The sequence below is a fragment of the Psychrobacter sp. 2Y5 genome (genome assembly GCF_051847375.1).
Classification (GTDB): domain Bacteria; phylum Pseudomonadota; class Gammaproteobacteria; order Pseudomonadales; family Moraxellaceae; genus Psychrobacter.
The window spans coordinates 264,855-291,556 of record NZ_JBPYDA010000003.1 but is presented as its reverse complement, the minus strand read 5'-3'; the positions used below and the strand labels follow the sequence as shown (position 1 = coordinate 291,556).

Here is a 26,702-nt window from a genome sequence, read left to right as displayed (position 1 = left end):
AGGATTTATAAGCTTACAGGCGCAACCTTTAGCGTCCGAGGTACTGTGGTCTACCAAAACGCTAATAGCGCTGAGCTAAGGCAATAATATTAGCCCAGCGTGATTAGCTTAACGGACGATAAAGGAGTTTGTCGCATTTTATGCTTAGCTGACTGGGGAAGCCGGCGTTAATTCGGGATAGCCAAGCGCATAAAGTACGCCTTCTAGTCCGGTGACATTGACCGCGGCGTCAGCGCGAGCTTGGACGATAGGCTTGGCATTATAGGCGACTCCTAAATCGGCAAGCGCCATCATCGGTAAGTCATTAGCGCCATCACCCACGCAGACCACTTGCGACATCTCGATACCTAAGTGCTCAGCGGTATGTTTGACGATCGCTGCCTTTTTATCGCCATTGACTATAGGCAGTTGAATATGCCCCGTGACTTCGCCTTCTTCTATATCCAAAAAATTGGCATGCACTTCATCGATGCCTAATTGTTCAGCGATATAATCGGCAAAGTAAGTAAAGCCGCCCGAGACTAATACGGTATGATAGCCCAAGGCTTTTAACGCGGTGATAGTGGTACGAGCGCCGGTAGAGATCGTCAGACGCGCACAGATCTCATCGAGCGCCGTCGTTGGAATGCCTTCGAGTAAAGCCACCCGTCTGACAAAGGATTCATCAAAATCAATCTCACCGCGCATAGCGGCTTCAGTAATCGCTTCAACTTCTGCACCGATGCCTGCGGTTTTGGCCAGCTCAACGATGACCTCTTGCTCAATGAGAGTGGAGTCCATGTCAAAACAAGCTAGCTTATGCGTGCGTAGCATATGACCGATAGACAAGATATGACAGTCGACTAAATTATCGCTATCTAGGCTCGGATTGACTGTATTATCAGTGCTTTGATAATCAGTATAGTGCTTAGCCAAATCATGACGCAGACGGGTAGTCAACTGATCGTCGATAATGTGCGCAGCGGCCACCTTCTTGGCCGGATGCATTAAGGCATTAGTCACGGGTACTAGCAGATAGCGGAACACTTGTGCGGGGACAAAGGCCGCTTGGTTGTTGGCGTGTGTATGGTCAGTAGCAGCTGAGTCGCTCGTAGCAATATTAACATCAATTTCAATAAAGCTTGCCTCAGCATCCTCGGCTACCGTGACCAAATGCCAGTTTGGCTGCTCATCAACCCAAGATTGCACATAGTTATGAATATCTAGCGCTGGCACATGGGCGGGGAGCACCACAATCAAAGCAAAGACGGGTAGCGATTGCAAAGCATCAAAGTCAGTCAAGCTAGTGCCACTAGGCAGCAGCGCGGCAACAGAATCGACGGCTTGTTGCCATGCTTTGCTGTCTTTTGGTAACGAGTAAGGCGTATTTTTTGGCATGGCTAAATTGTCCCTTGTATGCGCAGATAAGATTAGGAATAATAACAGCTTTAGTACGCTAAGCCTATATGTGAGGCACAAACTATCTAGCAAGCGAAAAGCGTCATGGCAGACGCAAAGTGACTGCTTGCGCTAGATAATTCTCTAAACTGCCGACAGCAGGATTAGTGAATACTTAGGCTTAAACCTTAGAGTATTAAATTTATTATAGGCATAAACTATGATAGCCATGATGATGATATAGTAGCTATTAAGCGTGTTAGCGTTCAGCGATAAAACTCGCTTGCCAAGCACAAGTTAGCTTATCTATAGAGCAGTTAGCCGCTAATTGACAATATGATTTTCCCAAAAACGATCGATAGTGTCGTTTTTCACTCTTTCTTATAAAAAAGTTTACTCTACCATGACTTATTTAGCGCCGCGGCAAGGATTGTTTGCCATCATTATCTTGATCAGTTTTTGTTTGCAAACCTTACTGTTAGTCATTAGTACTGATCAGCAATTAAGTAACAGCCGTCAGCTAAAAGGCGAGCAGATGGTCGCTCAGCTTATCGATGAGGCTCGCTTATCTTTAGAAAACCAAGACCGTGTCAGCCTGAGCGTTATTGCCAATCGCTATACGAGTGAGCAAGACGTCACGCGACTGGTTATTAAGGATAATAACGATGAGGTGCTAGTGCCCGTAGGCAATGCGCCTATGCAACAAGGCAATACTATTAGCCAAATAGCGACTAATGGCGATGCGGTTATCGGTAGCGTGGCGCTAACCCTAAAGGATATCAGCAAGGGTGAGATTATCACTATGCAGTGGCCCTTTGTGATTGGCTCGATGATTTTGCATTTGCTGCTGTTACTGGTTTATAGCTATGTTGCACGGCCGACAAAAGAGCAGATCAGCGCGCTAAGCCAAGACATAGAAGATGTGCATCGTGAGCAATATGCGCGCCGAGCGCAGGCTCATAGTCGTTATCCCGAGGAGATCAGTCAGCAGAGCGAGACTGATGCTAGCGCGCAAGCAGCGCCTCAAGACAGCGCCGGTGCGCCAATGGATACCAAAGCCGCCCCAGTCAATACGGCAACGATTCATAGTGAGTTGAACGCTTATCTTAAATCCCAGCAGTCAGCCGATAATCACTCAGCTGACAATCACAGTGCCGCTCAAGGTAATGACGGCGCTGAGCAGACCACCATGAGTGCGGCTATAGCGCAAGCGGAGCGCGAAACTGATGCCACCGAAAATAGCACAACCGATAGCGTGAGCGCCCCAGGATATCATGCTGCTAAGCCTGCTCCGCAGAGCTCTAGACTGTCCTCTTCTCGCACCCTTGAGACGATAAGTGTACATATCACCTTTCATGATGAGTACAATATGCTCGAGCGCTTGGCGCCAGAAACGCGTATGCCTTATCTAGCCTTGTGCACACAGCTACTGCAACAAGCCTTGACTGAACTGCTAAAACAGCCTTTATTATTGGGCATTAGCGCGGTCAATAAGCCGTATTTTGATGAAAATGGCGCCTTAGCGGTGCTTAAAGCAGATAATAGCCACGCAAAAGTGGCGCTAGCAGGAGTGATGCTAGGCAAGCTGTATTTGATGCTCAATAAGATTATCCATGATAAGCATATTGAGCTGTCTCGCTTCGCGCTACCGGCCAAAATAGGCGTTAGTGATGAAGCGCAAGTGGAGGCAATGACCCAACTGCTCGCCAGCGTCGGAAAAAAAGAGCAAATGCTTATATTATTACCTCACGCGGGCCTAAAACAAATCGGTAGCTACGTGCAGGTACAAAGTGTTAAGCGCCCAACCACCGTCTATGAGCGTGAATGCGCGATATTTGACGGGGGGAATGATGCTATGATGCAGCGCTTAGCCGATGTGCGCAACTCAGTGCTAATGACAGAAAGTGAAGCCTAAATAGCTTAGATAATAGAGAGCGTTATGAAGATAAAATGCGCTTAATGACGAAAAGCATTGACAAGACCCTTTAGAGACTTTATAAGGCATATATAAAGTGAATGATTTTGAATTTTTGGTACAAATAATAGGAGTTTGTCATGAGTGATCCTGATATTGATGATTTTAATGATGAATTTGCCGATGACGATGATGCAAAGATGGTAGAAGAGGCAGAGACTAGTGTACGTACGCGCCTTAGCAGTTTAGAGAAGCGTCGTCTCATTGATAATTTATTAGAAGAAAAGCGTCTAGCAAAAGCCTTAAAAGACGACTTAGCAGATGATAATGACGATGATCTCGATGACGATTGGGATGCCGACTGGGATGATGACGAAGAGCTCTAGCTCTCAACGTCCTTATGCCCTTTTGCCAAAAAGGGCAACACACTTAGCTGAAATAATATATTTGCTAATCGTGTTAAGCTAACACATCCCAATCTAGTACATCCTAATCTAAAAGTAGTCTTAAAATTTGCCAACCTAACAATAAGGAAGCGCCTCATGAGTAGCGACCCATTGAGCTTTGATCAATTACTAGATTTTTTGGACAATCAAGAGAGCCTATATGTGCTCGATAGTATCGCTACCCATGGGTTTTTGACTGCTACGGTGATCGGTCGCCCCCTGCCAAATTGGTTAGAGTCACTATTCGAAGGTCAAGCTGACAAACTACCAGAAAACGTGGTAGATGGCGTAAAACGGTGGCGTCAGGCTATCCTTGCTGAGCTCAAAAATGAGCAGCCAATCGAGCTACCATTTGATGAAGATACAGAGCATGAAGACACTGCGATGGACTTCTCTGAAGAGTCAGATATCGTCGCTTGGTCGATAGGATTTGTCGATGCGATGTATGCTGATGACGCTGAGGACTGGTTTGAGAACGAAGAGACTGCTGAGGATGTCGCTGTCTTAACTTTGCCTATGGTCGTATTCAGCGGCATCGATGATGAGGATGAGGAGCTGGTACAAATGCGCAGTGATGACAATAAAATGGCACAAATGGCTAACAGTATTGAAGGTAACTTGACTGAGCTATTTTTGTTATTTCATACCGACGATTAATTTCGAGTCACAAGCAATACATCAACACTGCATAGATGTTTTTAATGAGTCAATGACTAACAGGGCCATACCATGAGCGTGCAACTCTCCAATATTGAGCACTTACCCGGCTATCGTATTACTGAGCGCTTAGATGTCGTCTATGGCAGTACCGTACGCTCAAAGCATGTCGGTAAAGATCTATTTGCAGGTCTAAAAAACATCGTTGGCGGCGAGCTGACGGCTTATACTGAGCTGTTAGAGGAGTCGCGACAAGAAGCGATAGATCGTATGGTAGTCAAAGCAGAGGCTATAGGAGCCGATGCTATCGTAGGCCTGCGTTTTTCGACTTCTAGTATCGCCCAAGGAGCCTCTGAGCTTTTTGTCTATGGCACGGCGGTCAAGGCAGTACCCGCAGAGCAGCCATTACCAAATCAGTATCCTAGCGATACTGGTTATCAGTCTTATCAGACTCCTAATAACCAAGCTTCTAATAATCAGGAGCAGCCAACGTCTGCCAACCCTCCAGCAGATGACTTGCCTCGATTTAATCCTTTTGGTGAGTAGTGCCTTTTCACCAAGCTAAACCATACCGCTAAATCAAGCCGTTAAGCGCTTAGACCTTTTTATCACTAGAGACGGGTTATGAATAACTCTTTAACGCAGATGTTGATCAACTATGCACCGCTCATTATTTTATTTATAGTAGGGTGGTTCTTTGGTGCGCGTCATGAGCGTCAGCATTTAGGTCGTTTATCGGTAGCAGAAAAAGAGCTGAGCCATATTATCGTTTCAAGCGAGCGTTTTTATCGTCCTAAACTTGCGCCTAATAGCGAAGGGGAGCTGGTATTAGGCAGCGTTGTCATCGCTCAAGACTACTTTAAGATGGTTATCGCCAAAGTGCTTAGCTTATTTGGCAAAAACCTCACCACGTACGAGACTTTGCTGGATCGCGCTCGCCGTGAAGCGCTCGTGCGTATGCGCGCGCAAGCGCATAGCAAAGGCTGCAATCATATCTATGGGCTGCGGCTTGAAGTCAGTAACATCAACCAGCTTGGCAGTATGGTCGAAGCTATCGCTTATGGCACCGCGGTCATTAGCTTTGACAATTCTCAAACCTCGCTACCACCATCTACTAGTTCGCTGTAAACAAGGTTTCAAACTCGTTTAAACCACCCTTCCTTTACTACCTCTTAGGTATCCCTTATGAAAAATATATTGGCATTTAGTGTACTTTTGGGCGCCTCTATAGGGCTTGTCGCTTGTGGTGACGATGATTCGTCCTTTAACACGGTAATAGCGCCTGATAAACCAGACGATCACGCTACTGAAATAGCGTATTCAAAGATAGCGCTTGGCTTTAGCGAGGGTTTAGCATACTCAGAGCGCTCAGATATAGTCCTTCGTGATGGACAAATTCAAACCACGTCTAAGATCTTTAAAGGCGTTAATAATAGCCCTAATTTATCATTTCCTTATACTTATATTGCGTCCAACTATTACCGAGCATTTGAAGCTACTGATGAAGAGTTTAAGGCGCTTATTAGTCAGACATTGAAGGTGTTAACGCCTACCTCCTACTCATACACTTTAGATTCTTTGACAAATAATAAGTCATTAACGCTTACCCCTAGTTTAAAAGCATACGATATATCGGGTATAACTACAGCCGACGAAGAACGATTTTTTACCCCGCTATCGCTTTATGAGCTCAATAACGCCCAGTTTCCAGCTAACTCAATTTGTTATACCGAGAGTGTTGAGAAGGTAAGCTTTCCTGTCTTTAAAGTTGGATTCGCATTTTTTAATGAAAATACTATCGAGGAGTGGCTAGACCAAGCTAATGCCATAAACTCAAATCAGTATGATTATGAAATAGTACAAGTTGGTGAAGACAATCAACACCGTGCCATACGATTAGTAGACCCTAGCAACTATAAAGGTGAGGTGGGCTATGAAGCAGCTGTAGAGATTGATGGTAGTGTTTATACCGCTGATTATATTGTCGACGGTTATCGCCAATATACAGGTGCTGATAGCAGTAGTGTCAATTGTACTTATTTTAATGAGGTAGCCGCCGATTATTTAGAAAACCAAATTTTAATAGAAGATTAACTGGCTCAGCCTCTTAAAGGAGTACACGAGACTGATAAGAGGCAAAGTATAAGAAATGCTTAGCCACTTTTATTGCTATGTTATTAGCAGCGATACTAGCCTTAATTCAAACACAAAAGCCCAATGTTGACTGGAGAGTAGTGCAATTAGCATAGTTGATAACGAGATAACCTCGCTATACTAATTTGCCGTCTTTATTTTTATGGTTCGTTTAGAGGGTTTTATTACGGCTACTAGCATTCGATAAAAACGGTGAAATTTGTAGCGAACCATTGCGGTAGTAGCCTAAAGGTACAGTGAAAATATCAGCAGTAATCGTTGATAGCCTTAGTAAAATTTTTTTTATTTAATCTTGCGCCATGGATTAGGTGGAGGAATTAAAATTATTAACACATAACCTTATTGGTTATGTCTACATGGATGTAGTTATGGATAGTCTTCAACTAGTTACCTTTGTCAATTCAGTCGTTATTCCGATCTGTTTATTCTTGATCATGATGGGTATGGGCTTGACCCTAGTCGTAAACGATTTTAAACGAGTGGTAAAATTCCCTAAAGCAGTAAGTATAGGGTTGGCCAATCAGTTAATTATGCTACCGCTTATCGGCTTTGCCCTTGCCAATATTATGCCGCTGCGTCCTGAATATGCAGTAGGGGTAATGCTATTAGTCTTATGCCCAGGCGGAACCACTTCTAATCTATTTACATTTTTAGCCAAAGGCGATGTGGCACTCTCGGTGACGATGACTGCTATCGCTAGCGTCATTACGGTCTTCACTATCCCAGTTGTACTGAGTTATTCGCTTATTCACTTTATGGGCGCAGGCAGTGAGTTTCAGTTGCCTATCGTCAAAACCATGATTTCACTGTTTGTCATTACTATCTTGCCTATCAGCATTGGCATGCTAATAAAGCGCTATAAACCTAAATTAGCCGATAGCTCGCAAGTGCTTGTCTCCAGATTTGGAGTCACGTTTTTGGCGATGTTAGTAGTGTTTTTGAGCTATGTGCAAAGAGATATCATCGTTGAAGCTTTTGTTAATACCGGTCCGGTTTCGTTGATTCTCAATCTAGTTACTATGGCGCTCGGCTACTTCTCTAGTAAGCTGCTGGGTTTAAACTTAGCACAAAGAACTTCGATTACGATGGAGGTTGGCCTACAAAACAGTACGCTATCGATATTTATGGCGCTGACACTATTGTCTAACTATGATATGTCGATGACACCGGCTATCTATACGCTGATTATGTTCTTTACCGCCGGTATCTTAGTTAAAGTATTCAGTGGTAAGGCCAGAAAAGAGCAAGCGGCTTATGCTTAATTAGTAAAATAAATAAAGTTTATTTACAGTCGCTCGTACAGAAAACCCCATAGTTAACTTCTATTACGAAGCTAGCTATGGGGTTTTTGGTGGTTTGTGCGGAATAAAAACATTTCAACACAAAGACTTTTAGTCATTTTTTAACGCTCGCGACCGTTAAGCCTTGCTAACTTATTAGACTTATCCTCAGCGCTTTCTTCTCGAACTTTAGCCACATCGAACAAGAAAGTCCGGTTTTTAAGTACCGCCACAAACACCACACCACCTACGGTGTTACCAGCTAATACGACGAATAAAAACAGCATATAATTGGCGAGGGTGACGTAGCTACCATACATCAAAGCGGCGAAAACCTCGATATTGCCAACGATACTGTGATGCAGTCCCAAAAAGCCAATGCTACCGGTGATAAGTGTCACCAAAACAATACGGCTAAGAGTGTCGCGCGCAGAGGTCACAAGCCAAGCGGCGATACCCATCATCCAGCCGGCGAGTACCGCGCTGCCAAATATCACCCACCATTTAAAGCCCAATACGTGCTCGGCATAAGCATCGATATTAGCAACGGTAAATAAGCCCATATTGAGACCTAAGCCAATCATCAACGCAGCAAACAGGCAGCCGCCGACAACATTACCCGCGATGACGATGCCCCATAGCCGCAATAACTTATGCAAAGGTTCAATCTTGTTAAGTACCGGTAAACTCAGTAGAGAGGTTTGCTCAGTGAACAGCAAGGATTGACCAATAACCACGATAATAAAGCCAATGGGGTAGAGGAGTGAGGCTAGAACCATCGCGTATTTATTCGGCATAAAGTCGCCAATCAACGTAAAGGCCGACAAGATGACAAAAAAGCTAATGCCAATCTCAAGGCCTGCGGTAAAGGCGCTGGTGAATAATGAGCCTAATGAGCGACCAAAAGTTTCTTTGGCATCGATGAACTGCTCAACTAAGATACTCGCTGAGCTTTTGGCTTTACTTAAATTATCGTCGCTGGCGACCTTTTTTATGGTCTCTTTTTCTTCGTCGGAGAATTCTTCTGGGAAGTCCTCGTCCGTTAGGTTTTCGGTGACATCACTACTAGACTCGCTATCGGCTTGTTGCGAATCCTCTTTGTCATTATTAGCTTCGCTATCATTAGCCTTGTTTTCGCTAGTTTCTAGATCCTCTTTATCACTCGCTACCGAATCAGAGTCAATATTAGAAACAGGCTTAGAAACATAGTCAGAATCGGTGCTTTGCCCTTGCACATCTTGCTGACTTTGAGTATCAGAAGTGTCGTTTGGTACATTCTGTGTTTTATCGTCATTTTGAGGCACGGCAGGCTCGCTATTTTTTGTGTTTAGTAACAATATTTTTAATATTCTTAAATTTTAATATTTCAGTATCAAGCAGTCGCTGTGAAAGTACTATACTCCATTATATTTAGCATTAGGCGGATTGCTGTTGTTGATTGTTTAATGAGAATTAATAATAGCGCTGAAATCTGCGCTGATAAATCACCTTAACGCTAACAAAAACTAGCTATCTGCGTTAAAATCACTCTATTCGCGATTAACCTTATATTTATATCTATATTTTTTACCTTCATTATTAATAAAAGACCAGGCCCTTATGAGCAATCCTAATTCTAACACCAATCTAACCCAGTCTATCCAAGCCGCACTAAGCCAATTAGAGAACGCCTATAATCCGAGCGCAGTAGAAGCGGGTATGTATCAAGGCTGGGAAGAGAGCGGCTACTTTCAGCCAACTTTTGATAAAGACGACTCCTTCTCCATCGCTTTGCCGCCGCCAAATGTCACCGGCTCCCTGCATATGGGTCACGGCTTTAATAACGCTATCATGGATGCGCTCACGCGTTTCCACCGTATGGATGGCGACAATACTTTATGGCAGCCAGGTACCGATCACGCCGGTATTGCTACACAAATGGTGGTAGAGCGTCGACTCAATGCCGAGGGCATTAAGCGCCATGATTTAGGTCGTGAAGAATTCATCAATAAAGTTTGGGAATGGAAAGCCGAATCGGGCGATAATATCACTACCCAGATTCGCAGGCTTGGCAGCTCAGTCGATTGGTCGCGCGAGCGCTTTACCATGGATGATGGTCTGTCTAACGCGGTGAAAGAAGTGTTTGTGCGTCTGTTTGATGAAGGGCTTATTTATCGTGGTAAGCGTTTGGTCAATTGGGATCCTAAATTTCAAACAGCGCTTTCTGATTTAGAAGTCGAAAACCATGATGAAAAAGGCAACCTTTGGCATTTTCGTTATCACTTCACCGATAAAGACGTGCGCACGCAAGACGGCAAAGACTATCTGGTTGTCGCCACCACCCGTCCTGAGACGCTACTTGGTGATACCGCTGTCGCGGTCAATCCTAGCGATGAGCGTTACGCGCACTTAGTCGGCAAGACCATAACGCTCCCAATTACCGGCCGCGTCGTGCCTATCGTTAGCGACGATTATGTCGAAAGCGACTTTGGAACCGGCTGTGTGAAAATCACCCCTGCGCATGACTTCAATGACTATGAACTCGGCCGCCGTCATAACTTACCGCTGATCAATGTGCTCGACGCCCATGCCAATATCTTGGCTGAGATGGAAGTCTATCCTGATCTGCAAACTCGGGAGCCTAATCTAGAAACAACGCCAAGCGATCATGAGGGCAATGCTTATGCAGGCCTTGAGCGCTTTACTGCCCGTATCAAGATGGTGGCACAAGCACAAGAAGAGGGCTGGCTTGATAGCATTGAAGACTACGAGCTAAAAGCGCCACGTGGCGATCGTAGTGGCGTCATCGTTGAGCCGTGGCTGACTGATCAATGGTATGTCGCGGTGAATAAACTTGCGGGACCTGCTATTGACGCGGTCGAGAATGGCGATATCGAATTCGTCCCCGCACAATATAAAAACATGTATATGGCGTGGATGACCGATTTGCAGGACTGGTGCATCAGTCGTCAGCTGTGGTGGGGACATCGTATCCCTGCGTGGTATGACGATGCGACTGGTGAAATCTATGTCGCCCGCGATGAGGCCGAAGTACGCAGCAAATATAATCTAAGCGACGACGTAAAACTGCGCCAAGATGATGATGTGCTCGACACATGGTTTAGCTCAGGTCTATGGACGTTTAGTACGCTTGGCTGGGCTGATCCGTCTGCCGATAAAAAAGTGCTTGAGACTTTCCACCCGACTAGCGTCTTGGTCACCGGCTTTGACATTATCTTCTTCTGGGTCGCGCGGATGATTATGCTGACCATGCACTTTGTGAAGAATGACGATGGCAGCCCGCAAGTGCCGTTCAAAACCGTTTATGTGCATGGACTGGTCCGTGATGGCCAAGGACAGAAGATGTCTAAGTCCAAAGGGAACGTGCTAGATCCTATCGATATCATAGATGGGATTGATTTAGAGACGTTAGTAGAAAAACGCACTAGCAACATGATGAACCCGAAAGACGCCGCCAAAATTGAAAAGCAAACGCGTAAAGAGTTCCCTGACGGCATCGCCGCTTACGGTACGGACGCGCTGCGTTTTACCTTTACCTCACTTGCTAGTACCGGTCGTGATATCAACTTTGATCTCAAGCGTGTTGAGGGCTATCGCAACTTCTGTAATAAGATCTGGAACGCCAGCCGTTTTGTGCTCATGAACTGTGTCGATAAAGACAGCAACGCGCTGTCTATCGATCAAAACGCCAAGCCAGAGGTCTGGGAGCTACCAGAAAAGTGGATCATGAGCCGACTAAACTCGAGTATCAAAAATATCCATCAGCACTTTAACCAGTATCGCCTAGATATGGTCAGCCATGATATCTATGAGTTTATCTGGAACGAGTACTGCGACTGGTACGTTGAGCTTGCCAAAGCCAGTCTCAATGATGACTCAGTATCGGACGAGCGTAAAGCGCAAATCCGCTATGTACTGCTGCACGTGCTAGAGACCGCGCTACGCTTTAGCCATCCCATCATGCCGTATCTGACTGAGCAAATCTGGCAGACGGTTGCGCCGCTACTCAATCGTAAAAATACCGACAGCATTGTCATCGCTGACTATCCACAAACCGATACTGCCCAAATCAGTGAGCAAACTGAAGCCGATATGGAATGGCTACAAGAGCTGATCGCCAGCGTGCGTAATATCAGAGGCGAAATGAAACTCGGTAATGCGGTACGTCTGCCTGTGCTTCTGCAAAATATCTCAGATGAGGAAGACGCGCGCCTAGCCCGTATCGCCAATCAGTTTAAGGCGCTCGCCAAAGTAGAGAGCTTGGATATATTACAAGAAGGCGATGAGGTACCGTTGTCATCATCAAGTATGGTCGGGCAGCTACGCGTGCTTGTGCCGATGAAAGGGCTGATTGATCCAACAGCTGAGCTTAATCGCCTAGGTAAATCCTATGAGAAGCTGCAAAAGCAAGCGGAAGGTATCTCGCGTAAGCTAGGTAATGAAGGTTTTGTTAGTAAAGCACCTGTAGAAGTAGTCGATGCGGAGAAGACCAAACTGGCTGAGTTAGAAGGGCAGTTGACCGCGATGACGGCGCAGATGGAAGAGTTGAAGGCGTTGTAGTCAAATCAAATTTTAGCTATGGACGTATTAAATGGGAAAATTGGAGCACGACTACCTCGTATTTGAATGGGATGACCATAAAAGTCAGAGTAATTTAGCAAAGCATGGTTTGCTGCTTGAAGATGCTATCAATGCCTATTTAGATCCTAATGCTCTAACACAGACTCATCAAGTGGTAGATGGTGAACAGCGTTGGCGCACCCTCGGGCGCGTACACAACGCTGTATTACTCTTTATCGGGCATTTGTTATATGATGATGAATTAGACCGTGAGGTTGTCAGACTGATTACAGTTAGAGAGGCTACCTCCCAAGAAGAGAGAATTTACTATGACAATCATTAGAAAGATTATTCATAAAGATGATATTCCATCATTATCCGCTGAACAAAAAGAGCGTCTTGAAGCCTTAAAAGACCGTCCCGTTGACTTGTCTGATGCTCCTGAAGAATTGGACTGGAGCAATGCGGTGCGAGGCAAACTAACTAAGAAACGTCTGCCCGTCGATGACGAAGTGTTTGAATGGCTACAAAAAGATGGCAAACCTGCTGAGGTACGTCTCAATGAGCTGTTGCATAAGTTAATGGAAGATGAAGGATAGGGGGTTAGCACTTTAGAACGTTGGCAGAGACTTTAAATAAAGAGAAAAGCAAAAGCTTAAAAAGCATGGCCTCAGCATTGGAGTTCTTTACACCGTAGAAATATGCAATGCATGGGACAGTGTTTTTATAAAGACTTCTCTCGGCGTTCGTCACTCGCGTAAGGGTAACGCCACCGTAGAAAATGATGATGTATTTTATTGTTTACCAGCTATGCTATTCTCTACTAAATCTGTTAGTTCTTATATAACTAGCAGATTTGTTTTCTAGAATATTTTGAATGTTCTCAATAGGGTTCTTTATGGCATTTTTAACATTGAGTGAAGTACGCAGCAAAGCTCGTAGTAAAACATCTGTTGGCCTTGAATCAAGAGAAGCTCTAAACAGACAGTTTCAGTTCGATAGTATTAGTCCAGACAAAACTTACGATATTTTCTTATCACATGCATTTCTAGATGCTGAAGCAATCTATGGTTTAAAAATTACTTTAGAAGAAGCAGGGTTTAGTGTATATGTTGATTGGTATGAAGATTCACATCTTGATAGAGGTAAGGTGACTAAAGAAACCGCAGTAGTTATCAGAAAACGTATGCAAAGATGTAAAACACTGATATTTGCCATTACCGAAAATTCTGAAAATTCAAAATGGATGTTGTGGGAAATTGGGTATTTTGATGGTCTCAAGGATAAGGTTGCAGTATTAGGTCTTACAGAAAATAGCGAAGATAGCTTTAAAGGTAAAGAGTTCTTAGAGTTATATCCATTCGTACAACGTTATGGCTCTATACTTGTACTTGATGATCCTTTTGAACTTCTTGAGTTCTGGATTAAACGATGAAGGAGTATAGTTAGTGAAAAATTATTGCTATCAGTTAATAATCCTAGGAAGAGATTTTGATATGCAAGAAGCTATTATTAGTAGTCTCAAGAATAAAGTTAAAGAAATCGGTATAGACTTTAGTCATTTTAAAATAATTAACGATGAAAATTTTGACGAATATACTGATGCAAGCCCTTCTTTTTGTATTTACCTAGGACGACACGATGCAAATAAACAGTTTGCTGATATAGAGTTACTAGAAAAAGTAGTTGTTGATGCATCATTGGTATTGCCTATCGTACAAGGCTCGCTAGACGATTTTAATCAATGTGTACCTAAAATTATATCTACATACAATGGATTAGCAATTTCGGAGCAAGATAAAGATGTAAAGGTTGAAAAAATTGCAAATAATATCTTAGAAGCTTTTTCTCTTCTAAGAAAAAATCGTCGTATTTTTATCAGCTATAAGCGTGATGAATCCGCCAGTATAGCCATTCAACTATACGAAGCTTTAGAAAAAAATGGCTTCGATGTATTTCTTGATACGCATAGTATTAGACCATCTGAACCTTTTCAGGATGAACTATGGCATCGTATGGCAGATAGTGACGTAGTTGTACTATTGAATACTTCTAATTTTTTAGGGAGTATGTGGACAACTCAAGAGCTAGCCACGGCAAATAAGTTGCTGCTAGGAATGGTTGTTGTTTCTTGGCCTGAGCATTCTATAAAGGATCATAAAGATGCTGAAATATCGTTTCCAATTCAATTAAAAGCTAATGACTTCAATGATAAAAACGAACGACTAAATGGTAATATTGTCGATCAAATCATTAAAAACGTAGAAAGTATAAGAGCTAGAACGTTAGCTGCTAGAAGAGATAATTTGATATCAAACTTTGTAAAAATAGCTAAGTCCAATGGTTATGAACCACAACTAGATAGTTATAAGATTATCACAATGTCTAAGGATGATGAAGAGATAGTTTTAGTTCCAGCAGTAGGTATTCCCAATTCTTTAAATTACGAAAGCTCTTCCACTTTGATTAAAGAAATTAAGAAAAAAGATTATGAACACATTTGCATACTCTTTGACGAAACTTGTATTCGTGATTTCTGGTTGAAACATTTGGAATGGTTAGATAGTAGCCTTACAGTAGAGACACTGAGTATTTTGAGGGTACAAAAATGGCTAACAAACTAAAAAACATTTTTCTTTCAGCAAGTATACCTCTGAAAGAACGTAACCCTATGTATTATGATACAGCTGATGTAATTGCAATTCGAGATTGTATTAGCAGTTTAGCTAAAGTTGTTTTGCCTGAATGTCGTCTAATCTGGGGCGGGCACCCATCTATTACACCCTTAATAAGCTCAGTCTTAGAAAGTTTGGACGTAGACGTTGCTGAACATGTATACCTTTACCAGTCAGAATATTTCCGCAAAATGTTTCCTGTAGAGAATGAAAAATTTTCTGAATCTCTTGTTGTTACAGATGATATTGGAAGTCGTGATAAAAGTCTCGCTTTGATGCGCGAAAAGATGATTGTTGAGAATGATTTTATTGCTGGTATTTTCGTAGGCGGCATGGAAGGCGTAGAAGATGAGTATGAAGCTTTTATAGATGCTCATCCTGACTCATTAACATTACCAATAGCTAGTACTGGGGCAGCTGCTCTTGAAATATTTAAAAAAGGTAGTTTTGAAGAAGAGTTGAAAGATGACTACGCTTACATAGCTTTGTTCTATAGACTGTTTAAGGATTATTTGTGATGGCTAAAAAGATTTTTATATCTTACAAACACGGTGATACTAGTGTTCGCTCTTTAGGTAATACGTGGAGTTCAGAGCTAACGAAAGCACGTGACTATGTCAATATAATTGAATCACATTTTGAAAATACTGGCGATCACATATATAAAGGTGAGAGAAATAATGAAAGCCTTGCAGAATTCAAGAGAGATACTATTAGGGGAAGATTAGCAGATAAAATATACGATAGTACAGTTACTATAGTTTTACTATCTCCAAATATGAAAGAGTGGATGAGTTTAGAAAAAGATCAGTGGATACCGTGGGAAATATCATATTCATTAAGAGAAAAAAGTCGTAATGGTATTCCAAGTAAACCTAATGCGATATTAGCTATTATTCTACCTGATAGAAATGGAAGCTATGAGTATGCAAGGAATCCAAATTTTGGATTTGGAATTATTAATAAAAATAGAAATAATTTAGAATACCGTTACCCAACAAAAATGTTTAAAAGCGGTTGTTCCGAATCTTATATATTAATGCCTACATGGGAGAAGTTTACAAGTAATTATAATGGCTGGATTGAGGCGGCTTTAGAGATAAGACAAAATATAGATAAGTATGACATTTCGAAAAGTGTATAGTTGTTTCAAGACGAGAAACCGTTACTGCGTCGTGCCGTAGCGGTTTTTTTATGCCCGTCATTTGAGCCGCTGTTGATAATCAAGCTGACCCATGCCGTGGGTGCGGTTTAGCCACGATTGACGCGGTAGCTTGGTGGGGTGTGGCGCATACAGCGCTTTGCCTAGAGGTGGTATCGAGACAACAGGAACGCCGCTAGGCTTAGGCGCTGTGCGCCACGCCCTGCCAACTACAAGCAGAAAGCGGGAAGGGCTACCCTATATTTAAATCAGGATAGTCAATAAATTAAGTCAACTTTTCTTACGTCGTTCATTTTGCAGCGGATATACCAACTGCGCCACAAAGCCCTCTGGTATTTTTGTATTCGCTGTCGTACCATATTTTTTGGGCAAATGCTCTGGCAGGTGCGCGGTTTTGAATATCACATCATAAATGGGTAAAAAGGCGGCAAAGTTTTTGTCCCACGCTTCTTTTTCTGAGGAATGATGCCAATGATGAAACTCTGGCGTTGCCAGCAGCCAGCGAAAATACGGAAAACGAAAACGTACATTGGCATGAATAAAGATCGCATGAAAAGAGATAAACACCAAATAAGCGTAAGTTGCCGCTGGAGAGAAGCCCATAAACAATAAGGGAATATAACCGACAAAACGATTCGTAATCAGCTCAAACACATGCACCCGACTTGCCGCCAGCCAATCCATCTGATGCGAAGAATGATGTACCGCATGTATGCGCCACAGCGACGGGACTTTGTGCATAGTGCGATGAATCCAGTAACTAAAAAAGTCCACTATGATCAAAATCTCTATAAATTGCAGCACTAAAGGCTGACCACTGACCAGCTGATGCCATGAGGGATTAAGCCATTGATTAAATAAAATCTGCGCAGGAATGATCGTAAAAAAACTAAGTAGCTGAATACCTAAATGGCTAAACATGAAGTATTTGATATCAGTTACCCAGCCCGAGCGCAGCAGTTTTTGTTCTTTATATTTGGCATAAAACCGCTCCATAGGAATAAACACCAATGCGGAAATCACCAGCGTTAAAATAAAATAGTCCAAGCCTGCATACAGATTACGCTCATAGTAATTGGGCTCGATTTGTCCTGAGGCGAGCAGCGCGGCCAAGGCATTGAGTAACATACCCGCCATTCCCCAGCGCTTAGACGGATTACGTAGTAGGCTAATCATACCTGAAACAAAGCCGATAACTACACTGGCAAACAATAGGTCGCGTAAAATATTGGCATTATATAAGGGTCTAAAATCTGGCGTAGTAAGCAGATTAGGGAATAAAAAACACAAAGCAGCAAGCGTAGTCAGTATGCCCAAAGATACCGCGATAAAGGCAGCCACTTGCCCTGAGCCTCTTTTTATTTCACGGTCTTCAAAGTGTTTTCGCAGTAGTTTGCTCATAAGTTTAATTCATTAATGCCATTTGAGTTTAATTTAGCATTGTTTATCGAAAATGAGTATATTATTTACTCAACATTATTAGAGTGTATTCGCATAATTTGCATTCTACTCCTATAATCAAATCACAGCTTACCCTTAGCGTTTAAAATTAAAGTAGCTAAAATTTGTCTTTTATTTTGTCTAGGATAAAAAGATATTTACCTCCTCAAGCTATAGCGGTTCTTATATCAAATAGTCGAACCAGTCTCATTACTCTTAAATTGCTCACAGTGTAGCGAGACTAATAACCAATGCGTGCACTTGTTAGTCTTATTAATACATAATATGATTGATATAAATGATATATTGAACGCATAATTATATAAGTCTTGAGGTAGTTATGAGCTTGAACTTGTACGTCTTTTTGTGGATTGCCTTTACTTTTTTTACCTTCCTGATTACGGTCAGTAAGATAAACTCTTATAGAGCCGTCGGAAAAAGAGGAGCGGCCGAAGTTGGCCATGCTGAAAGTCACTTCGGTATTGAAAACAGCTTTTATAGAACCACGGCTTCTTGGCACGATATTATCTTTTTTCATGCCTCCGCATCGGGGCTTGCCGCCGTACTATTGATACTGGTTATTAAAGGTAAAATTCTGTTCCCGGGCACGGAGACCTTTTTCGGTATCGTCTCTCCGGTAGTGATCTTCATTATCAGTATCACGCTATTGGCTTTAGCATTTTACTTTTTTGCCATCTCTATGCTCAAGCTTGGCACGACGCTCAGTAAGATCGAGATTAATAATAAAGAGATTAAGACATTTTATGCGATTGCGGGCGTCTTTATTTACTTCGTCATCTTCACTGTGATTGTGCTGCTATTAGTATAAGCTCCTTTTAAAATGAAGAAAAAACCACTTTGGCGTCTGCTGTAAGTGGTTTTTTTTGGTCTGATGGTTGAGACAGAGCGCTAGATATGAAACAACCACATAAAAATGCAAAAATAATATTGAGCCAGATTAGTCTTTATTGCATGATTGTCGAATTATAAAAATAGCTTTGACACTCCCATTAGCGAAACACCCATTAGCATTGATGTAATCAATATGACTGACAAAAAAGCCTTTTACTATCGTCCCAAGACCAATCAGTCTAATAGCCCAACGGTGCGCTGGACGTTTGTGATACTAGGCTGGATATTTTTTGTGCTGGGTATCATCGGCGTATTGTTACCAGTGATGCCGACCGCACCTTTTATACTCTTGGCAGCAGGGTGCTGGGCACGCAGCTCAAGACGCTTTCATTTTTGGCTGATTAATCATAAGTATTTCGGTAAGTTTGTCCGCGATTGGGAAGAGAATCATGCGGTGCCTTGGTACGCCAAATGGCTTGCGACTATCATGATGGGGTTATCCACGGCGATGCTATTTTATCGACTGCCCGATGATGTTATGTGGATGGCTTGGCTCGTCGCGATCGTCTGTACGGGCGTTGCTATCTATCTTTTTCGCTTACCAAATGCTCAATAAAACAACAAGTTAACCATGAATAATGCTTATTTGTAACCAGTTACACAAAAAGCTATATATCGCTTGCGATAGTGCGATAAGGCTTCTATAATACCCACAAGCTTAAGAGCAGTTCTGCACAAATCATTACCTCGTAGTATTAGTTATAATCCTTCGTTTTAATATTTATCGTCAGTAGCTATTTGCAAGCGTTACCGGTCAATGAGACCACCAATAAATTAAAAAGTAGGATTATCAACATGTCAGACGTTCAAAAAGGTACAGTTAAGTGGTTCAACGAAGCTAAAGGCTTTGGTTTTATCGCTCCAGAAAACGGCGCAGACGTTTTTGCTCATTACAGCGAAATCTCTGGTTCTGGTTTCAAAACTTTGGCTGAAGGCCAAGAAGTTGAGTTTACTGTAACTCAAGGCCAAAAAGGCCCACAAGCACATAACATCGTTGCTATCTAAGTTGTCTTTTTAATGACAAATGATTAGATAAATAGATGTAAAAAAACGAGCCTAAGGGTTCGTTTTTTTTTGTCTACGATTTGGATTTAAGCGTTTAATTAACCTTTAAACTTGTTCTCACAGGGTGAGGTTAGTGCAGTGTAACCCGCCGATAGTAACAGACATTAAAAAACCTACGCTAAGATCATGCATCGCGTAGGTTGCTCTGTGTTTTTATTTATGCTGCTTATAAATATTAAATAAAGCTAATACCTATATTGATTAGGCCACCGCCAAGGATCAACCAGCCAAACATAATAGCGCCTAAGATAAGCGGTTTGGAGCCAGCCTGCTTGATCGCACTTAGATGAGTGGTTAGTCCTAGCGCGAACATTGCCATAGTCAGCAAAACATCATCGAGCAGGATCATTCTACTCTCAAAACTCTCTGACATAGTTAACCAAGTATGCATCAACACAATTAAGATAAAAATAAAAGCGAACCAAGGCACTTTGACTTGTTTAACTCGGCTCATGACCGACAGTTTCTCGCCCTCGCCATTACCGCTTTTGGTTAGCGCAAAGGACAAAATCAGTAAAAATGGCGCTAGCATCATCACGCGAATCATCTTAGTCACTACCGCCGTATCGCCAACCTCTGCGCTGATGGCGTTACCAGCGACGACCACTTGCGCGACCTCGTGAATGGTAGATCCAGTGTAGACGCCATAGTCTTGCGGGCTGAGCCAGACTTGTAACCAGCCTAGATGATAAAGAAAGGGATATAGTAGCATGGCAAGAGTGCCGAACACTACGACAGTTGCCACCGCGATAGTGACTTTGTGCGCTTCTGCTTTGATGACAGGCTCAGCGGCGATAACGGCCGCCGCCCCGCAAATACTCGCACCAGAACCAATGAGCAAAGTCGTTTCTTTATCGACTTTTAACAGTTTAGTACCGATCCAATAGGTTAATAAAAAGGTAGAAGTCAGCACTAAAGCATCACTCAATACTGCAGGCATCCCGACGCCAGCCACTTCTGTCAAGGTCAACTTAAAGCCATAAAACATAATAGCCAAACGTAGAATCTGAGCTTTAGCAAAGCCAACTCCAGCGCTCAGACTGGCTGCAAACTTGGGATAAATGGTGTTGCCCAAAACCATGCCAAGTAAAATCGCCAGCGTTAACGAAGATAAGCCTATAATGCGCCCTTGACTCCAGATGTCCAAACGAGTATTTAGCCATAAGCAAAATAAGCTACCGATGAGCACGACGATCAGCCCTGCTAGATGGCGAGTCCGAGGCATATAATCAGTTATGGCTTGTACGAAAGAGGGCATACTCATATCCTAACGGGCGTTTTTTGCTCATTGACTGCTGTTGTTAAGACTATTTGAAGGCGTTGCCATCATACTTACTTATAGTCTTAATAAGCATTAGCTTATGTGTAGATATTATAAGCAAAGCTCTTATATAATAAAAACAGATTGATAAGATAGGAGCTATCGATTTTTTAGGTAAGTGGGTATCTATAAGCTTGATTGTATCTGTCTAGCAATGGCTTACTCGTTATAGGATGTTTATTTTAATGGAAAAATCTAGCCAGACACTGCCAAAGATTACCCTAAAACAGCTTTCGGTCTTTGTCAGTATCTATCAGACGGGGAGCACTAGCCGTGCCAGCGAGCAGCTGCATTTATCACAGTCAGCGGTCAGTAGTGCCTTGGCCGCGCTAGAAGAGCGCTTGCAAATGCCGTTATTTGAGCGCGTAGGCCGTAGCCTCAATCCTCATAGCAATGCCCAAGCAGTTTACGTGCAAGCACAGGCTATATTAGGGCAGGCGCTTACACTTGAGCATTACCATAAGCATCAAGCGGGTCAGCTGCATATTGGCGCGAGTACCACTATCGGTAATTATGTTTTGCCCGAGCTAGTGGCTAAGGTATATGAGGCGCTGCCCAAAGCCAGTATCGAGCTGTATATCGCTAATACGCGCGAGGTCGTTAGCGAAGTCGAGCAACTCAATATCGATATTGCCCTTGTAGAAGGTATGCCAAGACCTAGTGATAGCAAGGTGTTAGAGCAACGCGCTTGGCGTACTGACACTTTGATGGTGTTTTCTAAGCGTCATAGTCGATGGTTGAGAGGGATAAGTGATTATAACGAAGCGGGCGGGTATTATGAGCTGACAACCGAACAGCTTTCAAAGCTGCCCCTGCTAGTGAGAGAAGCAGGCTCAGGCACTCGGCAAATTATTGATGAGCAATTACTACAGCATCTGCCCGGTGCTGAGGTGATTCGCGCAGTCGCGCAGTCAGAAGCCATAAAAAACATGGTCAATGCCGATATCGGATTGGGCTGTCTCTCGCAGCACGTCATTGAAAAAGAGCTTGCCGAGAAAAGCTTAGTACCTGTCAAAATTCAGGGAGTAGATCTAACACGGACGTGGTGGCTAGTTTGGCACAAAGCTCGGCATCAAAGTCCAATTTGGCAGACCTTTATTGATATTATTCAATGAATGAAGCGCTATGCAGTCTCTGCACAGCACTTTTGAGTAATATAGTCGATTCTAAATAAAATAGAGATATAGTTTTTCAACGCGGAACTGGTATAGATTTTACTGGCGTGCTGTGCCTACGCATATAGAGGCTGCATAAAATTCATCCCAGTCCCGCTGTATCGTTTTTATAATGAACTGACTATAGCTTATATAATTTTTAAGCAGATAGAATATTAAAGCGGTAGCTAGTCTGGTTTATCGAGTCTAACGACTAAGCTGTCGCAGGGCACGTTTGGTAGGATGTTATCAGCGGTGGCTCCGCTTAGCCAAGCAACGATACCGTGACGCTCATGGCGACCGATAACTAACAGATCGACTTCGTGTTTATGACAATAATTGACAATGCCTTCGCTGTTAGAGATAGCGGTAGTCACTTGCGAGTTGACAACATTTAGCTCATTGCGATCCAAAAACTGCGCTAGCTTTGCGCGCGCCTCTTGGCAACGTTCATCATCGATCTCATCATATAGGCTGGACGCTGGCACCAGCTCATAACCGAAGCCGACCATCGTATCTTTGACAATGTGTAGCACTGATAACTTAGAGTTTGGGCGGTTAGCCACAATATGCTTGGCTTTTTGGGCGACGATATCAGCATCTGGCAAAAGATCGGTGACTAATAAAATATGTTGATAGCTCATAGTGTCTTCCTCGTGTCATATACTATTTACTATAGCACTACTGATAGCCGCTGTTAAGTAGCGCTCATAGCTATTTGCTGCATATGATAGGGGATGTTGACCGAGTCGTGTTCGCCGTATTAACCCATGTTTACCGTAATGACCTTAGCTATTTTGCTACTGGTTCGTCAAGCTTGACTACTAAGCTATCACAAGGCGCATTGGGCAAGATATTATCGGCGGTGGCCCCAACTAACCAAGCTGCGATACCGCGGCGCTCATGGCGTCCAATAATTAGCAAGTCAACGTCCTTTTCATGGCAGTAATTGACGATACCTTTATCGTTGGAGATCGCGGCTGTCACTTCAGAGTTGACCGCATGTAGCTCATTACGCTCAAGAAATTGTACCAGCTTCGCTCTAGCTTCTTGCCAGTGCTCACCATCTTTTTCGCCAGATAAGCTAGAGGCCGGTACCAGCTCATAACCGAAGCGCACCATGTCATCTTCAACGATATGTAATACCGATAATTTGGCTCCAGGAGAGCCTGCAAGCACGCGTTTCGCTCTTTGGGCGACGATGTCGGCATCTGATAGTAAGTCTGTGACTAATAAGATATGTTGATAACCCATAACTCACTCCTTTGTTGACGTTGCTTTAATTCATAGTAGCAGTAGTGCTGAGCTTTGTTAAGTAAAATCCATAATATAATTGTGGTTATAAAGAAAGCTATACGCCTAAAGTTCATGAGCGCGAGTCGAGTAGTGATAGTTATCGCTTGTAGCTTGACTTATGAAACCACTAGCCCCATCTAGCAGCAACGATACTTTTTAGAAAACTCATTAGTAAAAGCACTAACTATTTAAAGAACGAACTAAAGAACAAAATAATAGCCCACAAGGATCTTTATGACTGATACATTTACCGCAGATCTTACTTTGCATCCTGAATTTGCGCTTATCGAACATCGCCACATCGAAGCGCTCTCTATCGATGTACTCATCAGCCAGCACGTCAAAACCGGCGCTATGCATTATCATTTGGCGCACCCTAGTGACGAAAATGCGTTTTTGGTGGGCTTTCGTACGCAGCCGATGGACTCCAAAGGTGAGGCGCATGTGTTAGAGCATGTTGCGCTGTGTGGCTCTGAGAAGTTCCCAGTGCGTGATCCTTTTTTCTCTATGATTAAGCGCTCGTTAAACACCTTTATGAATGCAATGACGGCAGCCGATTGGACCGCATATCCTTATGCAACACAAAACAAAAACGATTATTTTAATTTATTAGAAGTCTACCTTGATGCCGCTTTTTTTCCGAATATTCATCCGCTTGATTTTGCGCAAGAAGGCATTCGTGTTGAGTTAGATAGTGAAGACAAACCTCAATTTAAAGGTATTGTATTTAATGAGATGAAAGGGGCGATGAGCGGCGAGATTGATCAGCTCTATCATACGGTCGCGCATCACCTATTCCCGACGACGACTTATCATTATAACTCTGGTGGTGATCCTGCTGATATTCCTGATTTGACCCATACTGAGCTGGTGGAGTTTCATCAAAGCCATTATCATCCCTCGAATAGCGTCATCATGAGCTTTGGTAATATTCCCGTTAGCGAAACGCAAGCGCGAATTCATAACGATGCGTTAACTCAGTTCGCAGCGGGAAAAAAACACGTCTCGCGTCCAGAAGTACGCCTATCGGCTCCGATTAGCGCGATCGATACTTATACCGCTGATGAAGCGGGTCCAAATCAAACCCATCATGTCATCGCTTGGTTGTTACCCTCGATTACTGATCCCAAGCAGCGCTTGGCTTTGCGCTTGCTAGAAGGGGTGCTGATCGAGCACGCCGGCTCGCCACTACGGGCTTATCTAGATAGTCATCCACTAGGCACGTCACCAAGTCCGCTACTAGGCCTTGACGATAGCCATTATGAAATGGTGTTCTATACCGGACTGCGCGGCTCTGAACCTGAACATGCTGAGGCGGTCGAGCAAGGTGTTATGGACTTACTCACCGATGTCGCAAGCAAAGCTATCGAGAGCGAGACTATCGAGACGATATTGCATCAGATCGAGATTGATCAGCGTCATATCGGCGGCGATAGTATGCCTTATGGCCTAAACTTGATGTTAGAAGGCTTTAGCACCGCCATTCACGATGGCAATCCTATCGACGTGTGGGAGGTTGATGAGCATCTGGCGTGGTTACGCGAACAAGTGAAAGATGAGCAGTGGTTGCCCAATCTGATTAAGACGCATCTACTCGAAAATAACCACCGAGTGCGCGTGACTTTGGTTCCTGATAGTGAAAAATCAGCGCGCCTAGCTGCCGCTGAGCAAGTGCGCCTTGATACTATCGCGATGGATTTGACCGAAGATGATAAGGCAATCCTTGAGAAGCAAGCGCTAGATCTAGCGGCGCGTCAAGCTGCGCCTGACGATTTGAGCTTATTACCCAAAGTGGGCTTAGAGGATGTGCCAACAGATATTAGCTTTAAGCATGGCAAGCAAAAGCAGATCACGTTAAGCGGGCAAGACAGTACGCTATTTGAATACGAAGCGGGGACCAATGGCTTGTACTATTATCAAGTGATTGTGCCGCTGACCGATGCTATCAATGGCAAAAGTGCTGAAGAGCTGCCGGTTAATGAGGTGATCAATCATCCGCTACTGCCTATCTACTTAAGCTTACTCTCAGAGCTTGGCACAGATCAGCTAGACGCTTATGAGATGCAAGCCAAGCAAGCGGCGCACTCATCCGGAGTGACCGCGCGTATCAGCCAACGTACCGCTATCGATGATAGCCACGCGATTAGCAGTTATTTTGTGGTGGCGACCCGAGCACTGAACCGGAAGACTGAAGCGATAGAGTTGCTAAAAGAAGTGATGCAGCATAGTGTCTTCGATGAGCACGCGCGTATCAAAGAGATTTTGCAGCAGCGTCAGGCCAGTTGGCAGTCGCGCCTCGGTAGTGCTGGCCATGCTTACGCTCTACAAACCGCTAGCCGCGCGATGAGCCGTCAAGCGCAGCTTGAGTATGTGCGTAGCGGTCTGCCGGCGCTTAATGCCTTAAAGGACTTCTTGGGTCATGCTAGTAGTGATGATACAAAATGGGATGAGCTTGCTACTAGCTTGATGGCGCTACATCAGCGTCTACTCAGCTTGCCAAAGCACGCAGTTATCATCTGTGAAGCCGAGCAAACCGAGCGCTTAAGCGACTTGATTGTGGATAGCTGGCAGGACGATAAGTCATCAATAGCTAATGCTAAGCTGATAGAAGATAATATCCCAAGCGAGTTCACTCAGCTTGAATTAGATCCAACGTTAAGCGGTGAGCCAGATGCTGTCAAGGCGCTTGAGAGTGATCCTATCGCCGAAGACTTAGCTTGGCTAGTCGCCACGAACGTCTATCACAACGCTAGCGCCTACAGTGTGCCTGCAGCCGATCATCCAGATACGGCAGCCCTAATGGTACTAGCGCCATATCTACGCAATGGCTATTTGCACAGTGCCATTCGTGAGCGCGGTGGCGCTTATGGCGGCGGCGCAGGTTATGACGCCAACGCTTGTGCCTTTAAATTCTTCAGCTACCGTGATCCGCACTGCGCTGAGACTTTTGCGCACTTTGAAGCTAGCATTGAGTGGCTACTAAATGAGCCACAAAGTGCTGAGCAGTTAGAAGAAGCGATACTTGGCATCATATCTGGTATGGATAAGCCTGGCTCTCCAGCAGGCGAGGCGATAAAGGCTTGCTTTGCCAATCTGCATAATCGCGACGAGGACTGGCAGCGTAAGATGCGAGCCGCTATCTTGGCAGTGACTATTGAAGATATACAGCGCGTTGCCAAGCAATACTTGCAAGGCCAAAAGCACGTGCGTGCGGTGCTAGCGCCTTATGATAAAGAGGAAGCTGTAAAAGATCTGGGCTTTAAGGTCTGTAAAATCAACAGCTAACCG

General features: G+C 43.7%; 25 protein-coding genes. 19 read left to right on the top strand and 6 right to left on the bottom strand.

Annotated elements, in window-relative coordinates:
* Window positions 1-144: 144 nt before the first annotated feature.
* The gene (gene serB, locus ACS8E3_RS04925; RefSeq protein WP_439241847.1) at window positions 145-1,377 is read right to left on the bottom strand and encodes a phosphoserine phosphatase SerB; all 1,233 of its coding nucleotides are present in this window, start codon (window positions 1,375-1,377) and stop codon (window positions 145-147) included.
* Window positions 1,378-1,780: 403 nt separating this feature from the next.
* On the opposite strand from serB, the gene ACS8E3_RS04920 reads away from it, so the two are divergent.
* From ACS8E3_RS04920 to ACS8E3_RS04890, 7 genes are all read left to right on the top strand, one after another.
* Entirely contained in the window at window positions 1,781-3,292 is a 1,512-nt protein-coding gene (locus ACS8E3_RS04920) for a hypothetical protein (RefSeq protein ID WP_439241845.1), read from the top strand.
* A 140-nt stretch (window positions 3,293-3,432) separates the two neighbouring features.
* Complete coding sequence (locus ACS8E3_RS04915; protein ID WP_439241843.1) at window positions 3,433-3,678, top strand: PA3496 family putative envelope integrity protein; 246 nt, start codon at window positions 3,433-3,435, stop codon at window positions 3,676-3,678.
* A gap of 156 nt (window positions 3,679-3,834) precedes the next feature.
* Window positions 3,835-4,395 (top strand): UPF0149 family protein, encoded by a 561-nt coding sequence (locus ACS8E3_RS04910; protein ID WP_439241841.1) that lies wholly within the window; start codon window positions 3,835-3,837, stop codon window positions 4,393-4,395.
* A gap of 72 nt (window positions 4,396-4,467) precedes the next feature.
* Window positions 4,468-4,941 (top strand): YbjQ family protein, encoded by a 474-nt coding sequence (locus ACS8E3_RS04905; RefSeq protein WP_439241839.1) that lies wholly within the window; start codon window positions 4,468-4,470, stop codon window positions 4,939-4,941.
* Between the two features lie 78 nt (window positions 4,942-5,019).
* Entirely contained in the window at window positions 5,020-5,523 is a 504-nt protein-coding gene (locus ACS8E3_RS04900; protein WP_439241837.1) for a YbjQ family protein, read from the top strand.
* A gap of 57 nt (window positions 5,524-5,580) precedes the next feature.
* Window positions 5,581-6,489, top strand: a complete 909-nt coding sequence (locus tag ACS8E3_RS04895) for a hypothetical protein (RefSeq protein WP_439241835.1) — start codon at window positions 5,581-5,583, stop codon at window positions 6,487-6,489.
* Window positions 6,490-6,917: 428 nt separating this feature from the next.
* The gene (locus ACS8E3_RS04890) at window positions 6,918-7,811 is read left to right on the top strand and encodes a bile acid:sodium symporter family protein (RefSeq protein WP_439241832.1); all 894 of its coding nucleotides are present in this window, start codon (window positions 6,918-6,920) and stop codon (window positions 7,809-7,811) included.
* 140 nt (window positions 7,812-7,951) lie between these two features.
* On the opposite strand, the gene ACS8E3_RS04885 is transcribed toward ACS8E3_RS04890, so the two are convergent.
* Window positions 7,952-9,133: a formate/nitrite transporter family protein gene (locus tag ACS8E3_RS04885; protein ID WP_439241829.1), complete on the bottom strand. Its 1,182-nt coding sequence runs from the start codon at window positions 9,131-9,133 to the stop codon at window positions 7,952-7,954.
* 295 nt (window positions 9,134-9,428) lie between these two features.
* On the opposite strand from ACS8E3_RS04885, the gene ACS8E3_RS04880 reads away from it, so the two are divergent.
* The 7 genes from ACS8E3_RS04880 (at window position 9,429) to ACS8E3_RS04850 (ending at window position 16,208) form a co-directional block, all read left to right on the top strand.
* A complete protein-coding gene (locus tag ACS8E3_RS04880; RefSeq protein WP_439241826.1) occupies window positions 9,429-12,389 on the top strand; it encodes a valine--tRNA ligase in 2,961 nt (986 codons plus the stop codon).
* A 31-nt stretch (window positions 12,390-12,420) separates the two neighbouring features.
* The gene (locus ACS8E3_RS04875) at window positions 12,421-12,732 is read left to right on the top strand and encodes a BrnT family toxin (protein WP_439241823.1); all 312 of its coding nucleotides are present in this window, start codon (window positions 12,421-12,423) and stop codon (window positions 12,730-12,732) included.
* Entirely contained in the window at window positions 12,719-12,988 is a 270-nt protein-coding gene (locus ACS8E3_RS04870; protein WP_439241821.1) for a hypothetical protein, read from the top strand. Before ACS8E3_RS04875 ends, ACS8E3_RS04870 begins: the two co-directional genes overlap by 14 nt.
* Before the next feature lie 299 nt (window positions 12,989-13,287).
* Window positions 13,288-13,824 carry a toll-Interleukin receptor gene (locus ACS8E3_RS04865; protein ID WP_439241818.1) on the top strand — a complete coding sequence of 179 codons (537 nt, stop codon included), beginning with the start codon at window positions 13,288-13,290 and terminating at the stop codon, window positions 13,822-13,824.
* Window positions 13,825-13,885: 61 nt separating this feature from the next.
* A complete protein-coding gene (locus ACS8E3_RS04860) occupies window positions 13,886-15,013 on the top strand; it encodes a toll/interleukin-1 receptor domain-containing protein (RefSeq protein ID WP_439241816.1) in 1,128 nt (375 codons plus the stop codon).
* The gene (locus ACS8E3_RS04855) at window positions 14,998-15,582 is read left to right on the top strand and encodes an SLOG domain-containing protein (protein ID WP_439241813.1); all 585 of its coding nucleotides are present in this window, start codon (window positions 14,998-15,000) and stop codon (window positions 15,580-15,582) included. Before ACS8E3_RS04860 ends, ACS8E3_RS04855 begins: the two co-directional genes overlap by 16 nt.
* A complete protein-coding gene (locus ACS8E3_RS04850) occupies window positions 15,582-16,208 on the top strand; it encodes a TIR domain-containing protein (protein ID WP_439241810.1) in 627 nt (208 codons plus the stop codon). The genes ACS8E3_RS04855 and ACS8E3_RS04850 overlap by 1 nt, the downstream gene beginning before the upstream one ends.
* Window positions 16,209-16,496: 288 nt before the next feature.
* On the opposite strand, the gene ACS8E3_RS04845 is transcribed toward ACS8E3_RS04850, so the two are convergent.
* Window positions 16,497-17,627 (bottom strand): sterol desaturase family protein, encoded by a 1,131-nt coding sequence (locus ACS8E3_RS04845; protein ID WP_439241808.1) that lies wholly within the window; start codon window positions 17,625-17,627, stop codon window positions 16,497-16,499.
* Window positions 17,628-18,006: 379 nt separating this feature from the next.
* On the opposite strand from ACS8E3_RS04845, the gene ACS8E3_RS04840 reads away from it, so the two are divergent.
* The 3 genes from ACS8E3_RS04840 to cspE all read left to right on the top strand — a co-directional run bounded on the left by ACS8E3_RS04840 (window position 18,007) and on the right by cspE (window position 19,583).
* Complete coding sequence (locus ACS8E3_RS04840; protein WP_439241805.1) at window positions 18,007-18,495, top strand: hypothetical protein; 489 nt, start codon at window positions 18,007-18,009, stop codon at window positions 18,493-18,495.
* Window positions 18,496-18,711: 216 nt separating this feature from the next.
* A complete protein-coding gene (locus tag ACS8E3_RS04835) occupies window positions 18,712-19,134 on the top strand; it encodes a YbaN family protein (RefSeq protein ID WP_439241802.1) in 423 nt (140 codons plus the stop codon).
* A 239-nt stretch (window positions 19,135-19,373) separates the two neighbouring features.
* Window positions 19,374-19,583 (top strand): transcription antiterminator/RNA stability regulator CspE, encoded by a 210-nt coding sequence (cspE, locus tag ACS8E3_RS04830; protein ID WP_025644841.1) that lies wholly within the window; start codon window positions 19,374-19,376, stop codon window positions 19,581-19,583.
* Window positions 19,584-19,818: 235 nt separating this feature from the next.
* Here cspE and ACS8E3_RS04825 read toward each other — a convergent pair whose 3' ends face one another.
* Window positions 19,819-20,901, bottom strand: coding sequence for a YeiH family protein (locus ACS8E3_RS04825; RefSeq protein ID WP_439241800.1), 1,083 nt, complete (start codon window positions 20,899-20,901; stop codon window positions 19,819-19,821).
* 248 nt (window positions 20,902-21,149) lie between these two features.
* Here ACS8E3_RS04825 and ACS8E3_RS04820 point away from each other — a divergent pair, with 248 nt between their 5' ends.
* A complete protein-coding gene (locus tag ACS8E3_RS04820; protein WP_439241798.1) occupies window positions 21,150-22,079 on the top strand; it encodes a LysR substrate-binding domain-containing protein in 930 nt (309 codons plus the stop codon).
* A 227-nt stretch (window positions 22,080-22,306) separates the two neighbouring features.
* Here the strand turns inward: ACS8E3_RS04820 and ACS8E3_RS04815 are convergent, their stop codons facing one another.
* Together ACS8E3_RS04815 and ACS8E3_RS04810 are read right to left on the bottom strand one after the other, a co-directional pair.
* Complete coding sequence (locus ACS8E3_RS04815) at window positions 22,307-22,762, bottom strand: universal stress protein (RefSeq protein WP_439241795.1); 456 nt, start codon at window positions 22,760-22,762, stop codon at window positions 22,307-22,309.
* A 148-nt stretch (window positions 22,763-22,910) separates the two neighbouring features.
* Window positions 22,911-23,372 (bottom strand): universal stress protein, encoded by a 462-nt coding sequence (locus ACS8E3_RS04810; RefSeq protein ID WP_439241793.1) that lies wholly within the window; start codon window positions 23,370-23,372, stop codon window positions 22,911-22,913.
* A 276-nt stretch (window positions 23,373-23,648) separates the two neighbouring features.
* Here ACS8E3_RS04810 and ACS8E3_RS04805 point away from each other — a divergent pair, with 276 nt between their 5' ends.
* Window positions 23,649-26,699: an insulinase family protein gene (locus ACS8E3_RS04805; RefSeq protein ID WP_439241790.1), complete on the top strand. Its 3,051-nt coding sequence runs from the start codon at window positions 23,649-23,651 to the stop codon at window positions 26,697-26,699.
* The last annotated feature ends 3 nt before the right edge of the window (window positions 26,700-26,702 follow it).

Coding starts and splice junctions, on each gene's coding strand:
- serB (WP_439241847.1), bottom strand. CDS start 1,377: ATGCCAAAAAATACGCCTTACTCGTTACCAAAAGACAGCAAAGCATGG.
- ACS8E3_RS04920 (WP_439241845.1), top strand. CDS start 1,781: ATGACTTATTTAGCGCCGCGGCAAGGATTGTTTGCCATCATTATCTTG.
- ACS8E3_RS04915 (WP_439241843.1), top strand. CDS start 3,433: ATGAGTGATCCTGATATTGATGATTTTAATGATGAATTTGCCGATGAC.
- ACS8E3_RS04910 (WP_439241841.1), top strand. CDS start 3,835: ATGAGTAGCGACCCATTGAGCTTTGATCAATTACTAGATTTTTTGGAC.
- ACS8E3_RS04905 (WP_439241839.1), top strand. CDS start 4,468: ATGAGCGTGCAACTCTCCAATATTGAGCACTTACCCGGCTATCGTATT.
- ACS8E3_RS04900 (WP_439241837.1), top strand. CDS start 5,020: ATGAATAACTCTTTAACGCAGATGTTGATCAACTATGCACCGCTCATT.
- ACS8E3_RS04895 (WP_439241835.1), top strand. CDS start 5,581: ATGAAAAATATATTGGCATTTAGTGTACTTTTGGGCGCCTCTATAGGG.
- ACS8E3_RS04890 (WP_439241832.1), top strand. CDS start 6,918: ATGGATAGTCTTCAACTAGTTACCTTTGTCAATTCAGTCGTTATTCCG.
- ACS8E3_RS04880 (WP_439241826.1), top strand. CDS start 9,429: ATGAGCAATCCTAATTCTAACACCAATCTAACCCAGTCTATCCAAGCC.
- ACS8E3_RS04875 (WP_439241823.1), top strand. CDS start 12,421: ATGGGAAAATTGGAGCACGACTACCTCGTATTTGAATGGGATGACCAT.
- ACS8E3_RS04870 (WP_439241821.1), top strand. CDS start 12,719: ATGACAATCATTAGAAAGATTATTCATAAAGATGATATTCCATCATTA.
- ACS8E3_RS04865 (WP_439241818.1), top strand. CDS start 13,288: ATGGCATTTTTAACATTGAGTGAAGTACGCAGCAAAGCTCGTAGTAAA.
- ACS8E3_RS04860 (WP_439241816.1), top strand. CDS start 13,886: ATGCAAGAAGCTATTATTAGTAGTCTCAAGAATAAAGTTAAAGAAATC.
- ACS8E3_RS04855 (WP_439241813.1), top strand. CDS start 14,998: ATGGCTAACAAACTAAAAAACATTTTTCTTTCAGCAAGTATACCTCTG.
- ACS8E3_RS04850 (WP_439241810.1), top strand. CDS start 15,582: ATGGCTAAAAAGATTTTTATATCTTACAAACACGGTGATACTAGTGTT.
- ACS8E3_RS04845 (WP_439241808.1), bottom strand. CDS start 17,627: ATGAGCAAACTACTGCGAAAACACTTTGAAGACCGTGAAATAAAAAGA.
- ACS8E3_RS04840 (WP_439241805.1), top strand. CDS start 18,007: ATGAGCTTGAACTTGTACGTCTTTTTGTGGATTGCCTTTACTTTTTTT.
- ACS8E3_RS04835 (WP_439241802.1), top strand. CDS start 18,712: ATGACTGACAAAAAAGCCTTTTACTATCGTCCCAAGACCAATCAGTCT.
- cspE (WP_025644841.1), top strand. CDS start 19,374: ATGTCAGACGTTCAAAAAGGTACAGTTAAGTGGTTCAACGAAGCTAAA.
- ACS8E3_RS04825 (WP_439241800.1), bottom strand. CDS start 20,901: ATGCCCTCTTTCGTACAAGCCATAACTGATTATATGCCTCGGACTCGC.
- ACS8E3_RS04820 (WP_439241798.1), top strand. CDS start 21,150: ATGGAAAAATCTAGCCAGACACTGCCAAAGATTACCCTAAAACAGCTT.
- ACS8E3_RS04815 (WP_439241795.1), bottom strand. CDS start 22,762: ATGAGCTATCAACATATTTTATTAGTCACCGATCTTTTGCCAGATGCT.
- ACS8E3_RS04810 (WP_439241793.1), bottom strand. CDS start 23,372: ATGGGTTATCAACATATCTTATTAGTCACAGACTTACTATCAGATGCC.
- ACS8E3_RS04805 (WP_439241790.1), top strand. CDS start 23,649: ATGACTGATACATTTACCGCAGATCTTACTTTGCATCCTGAATTTGCG.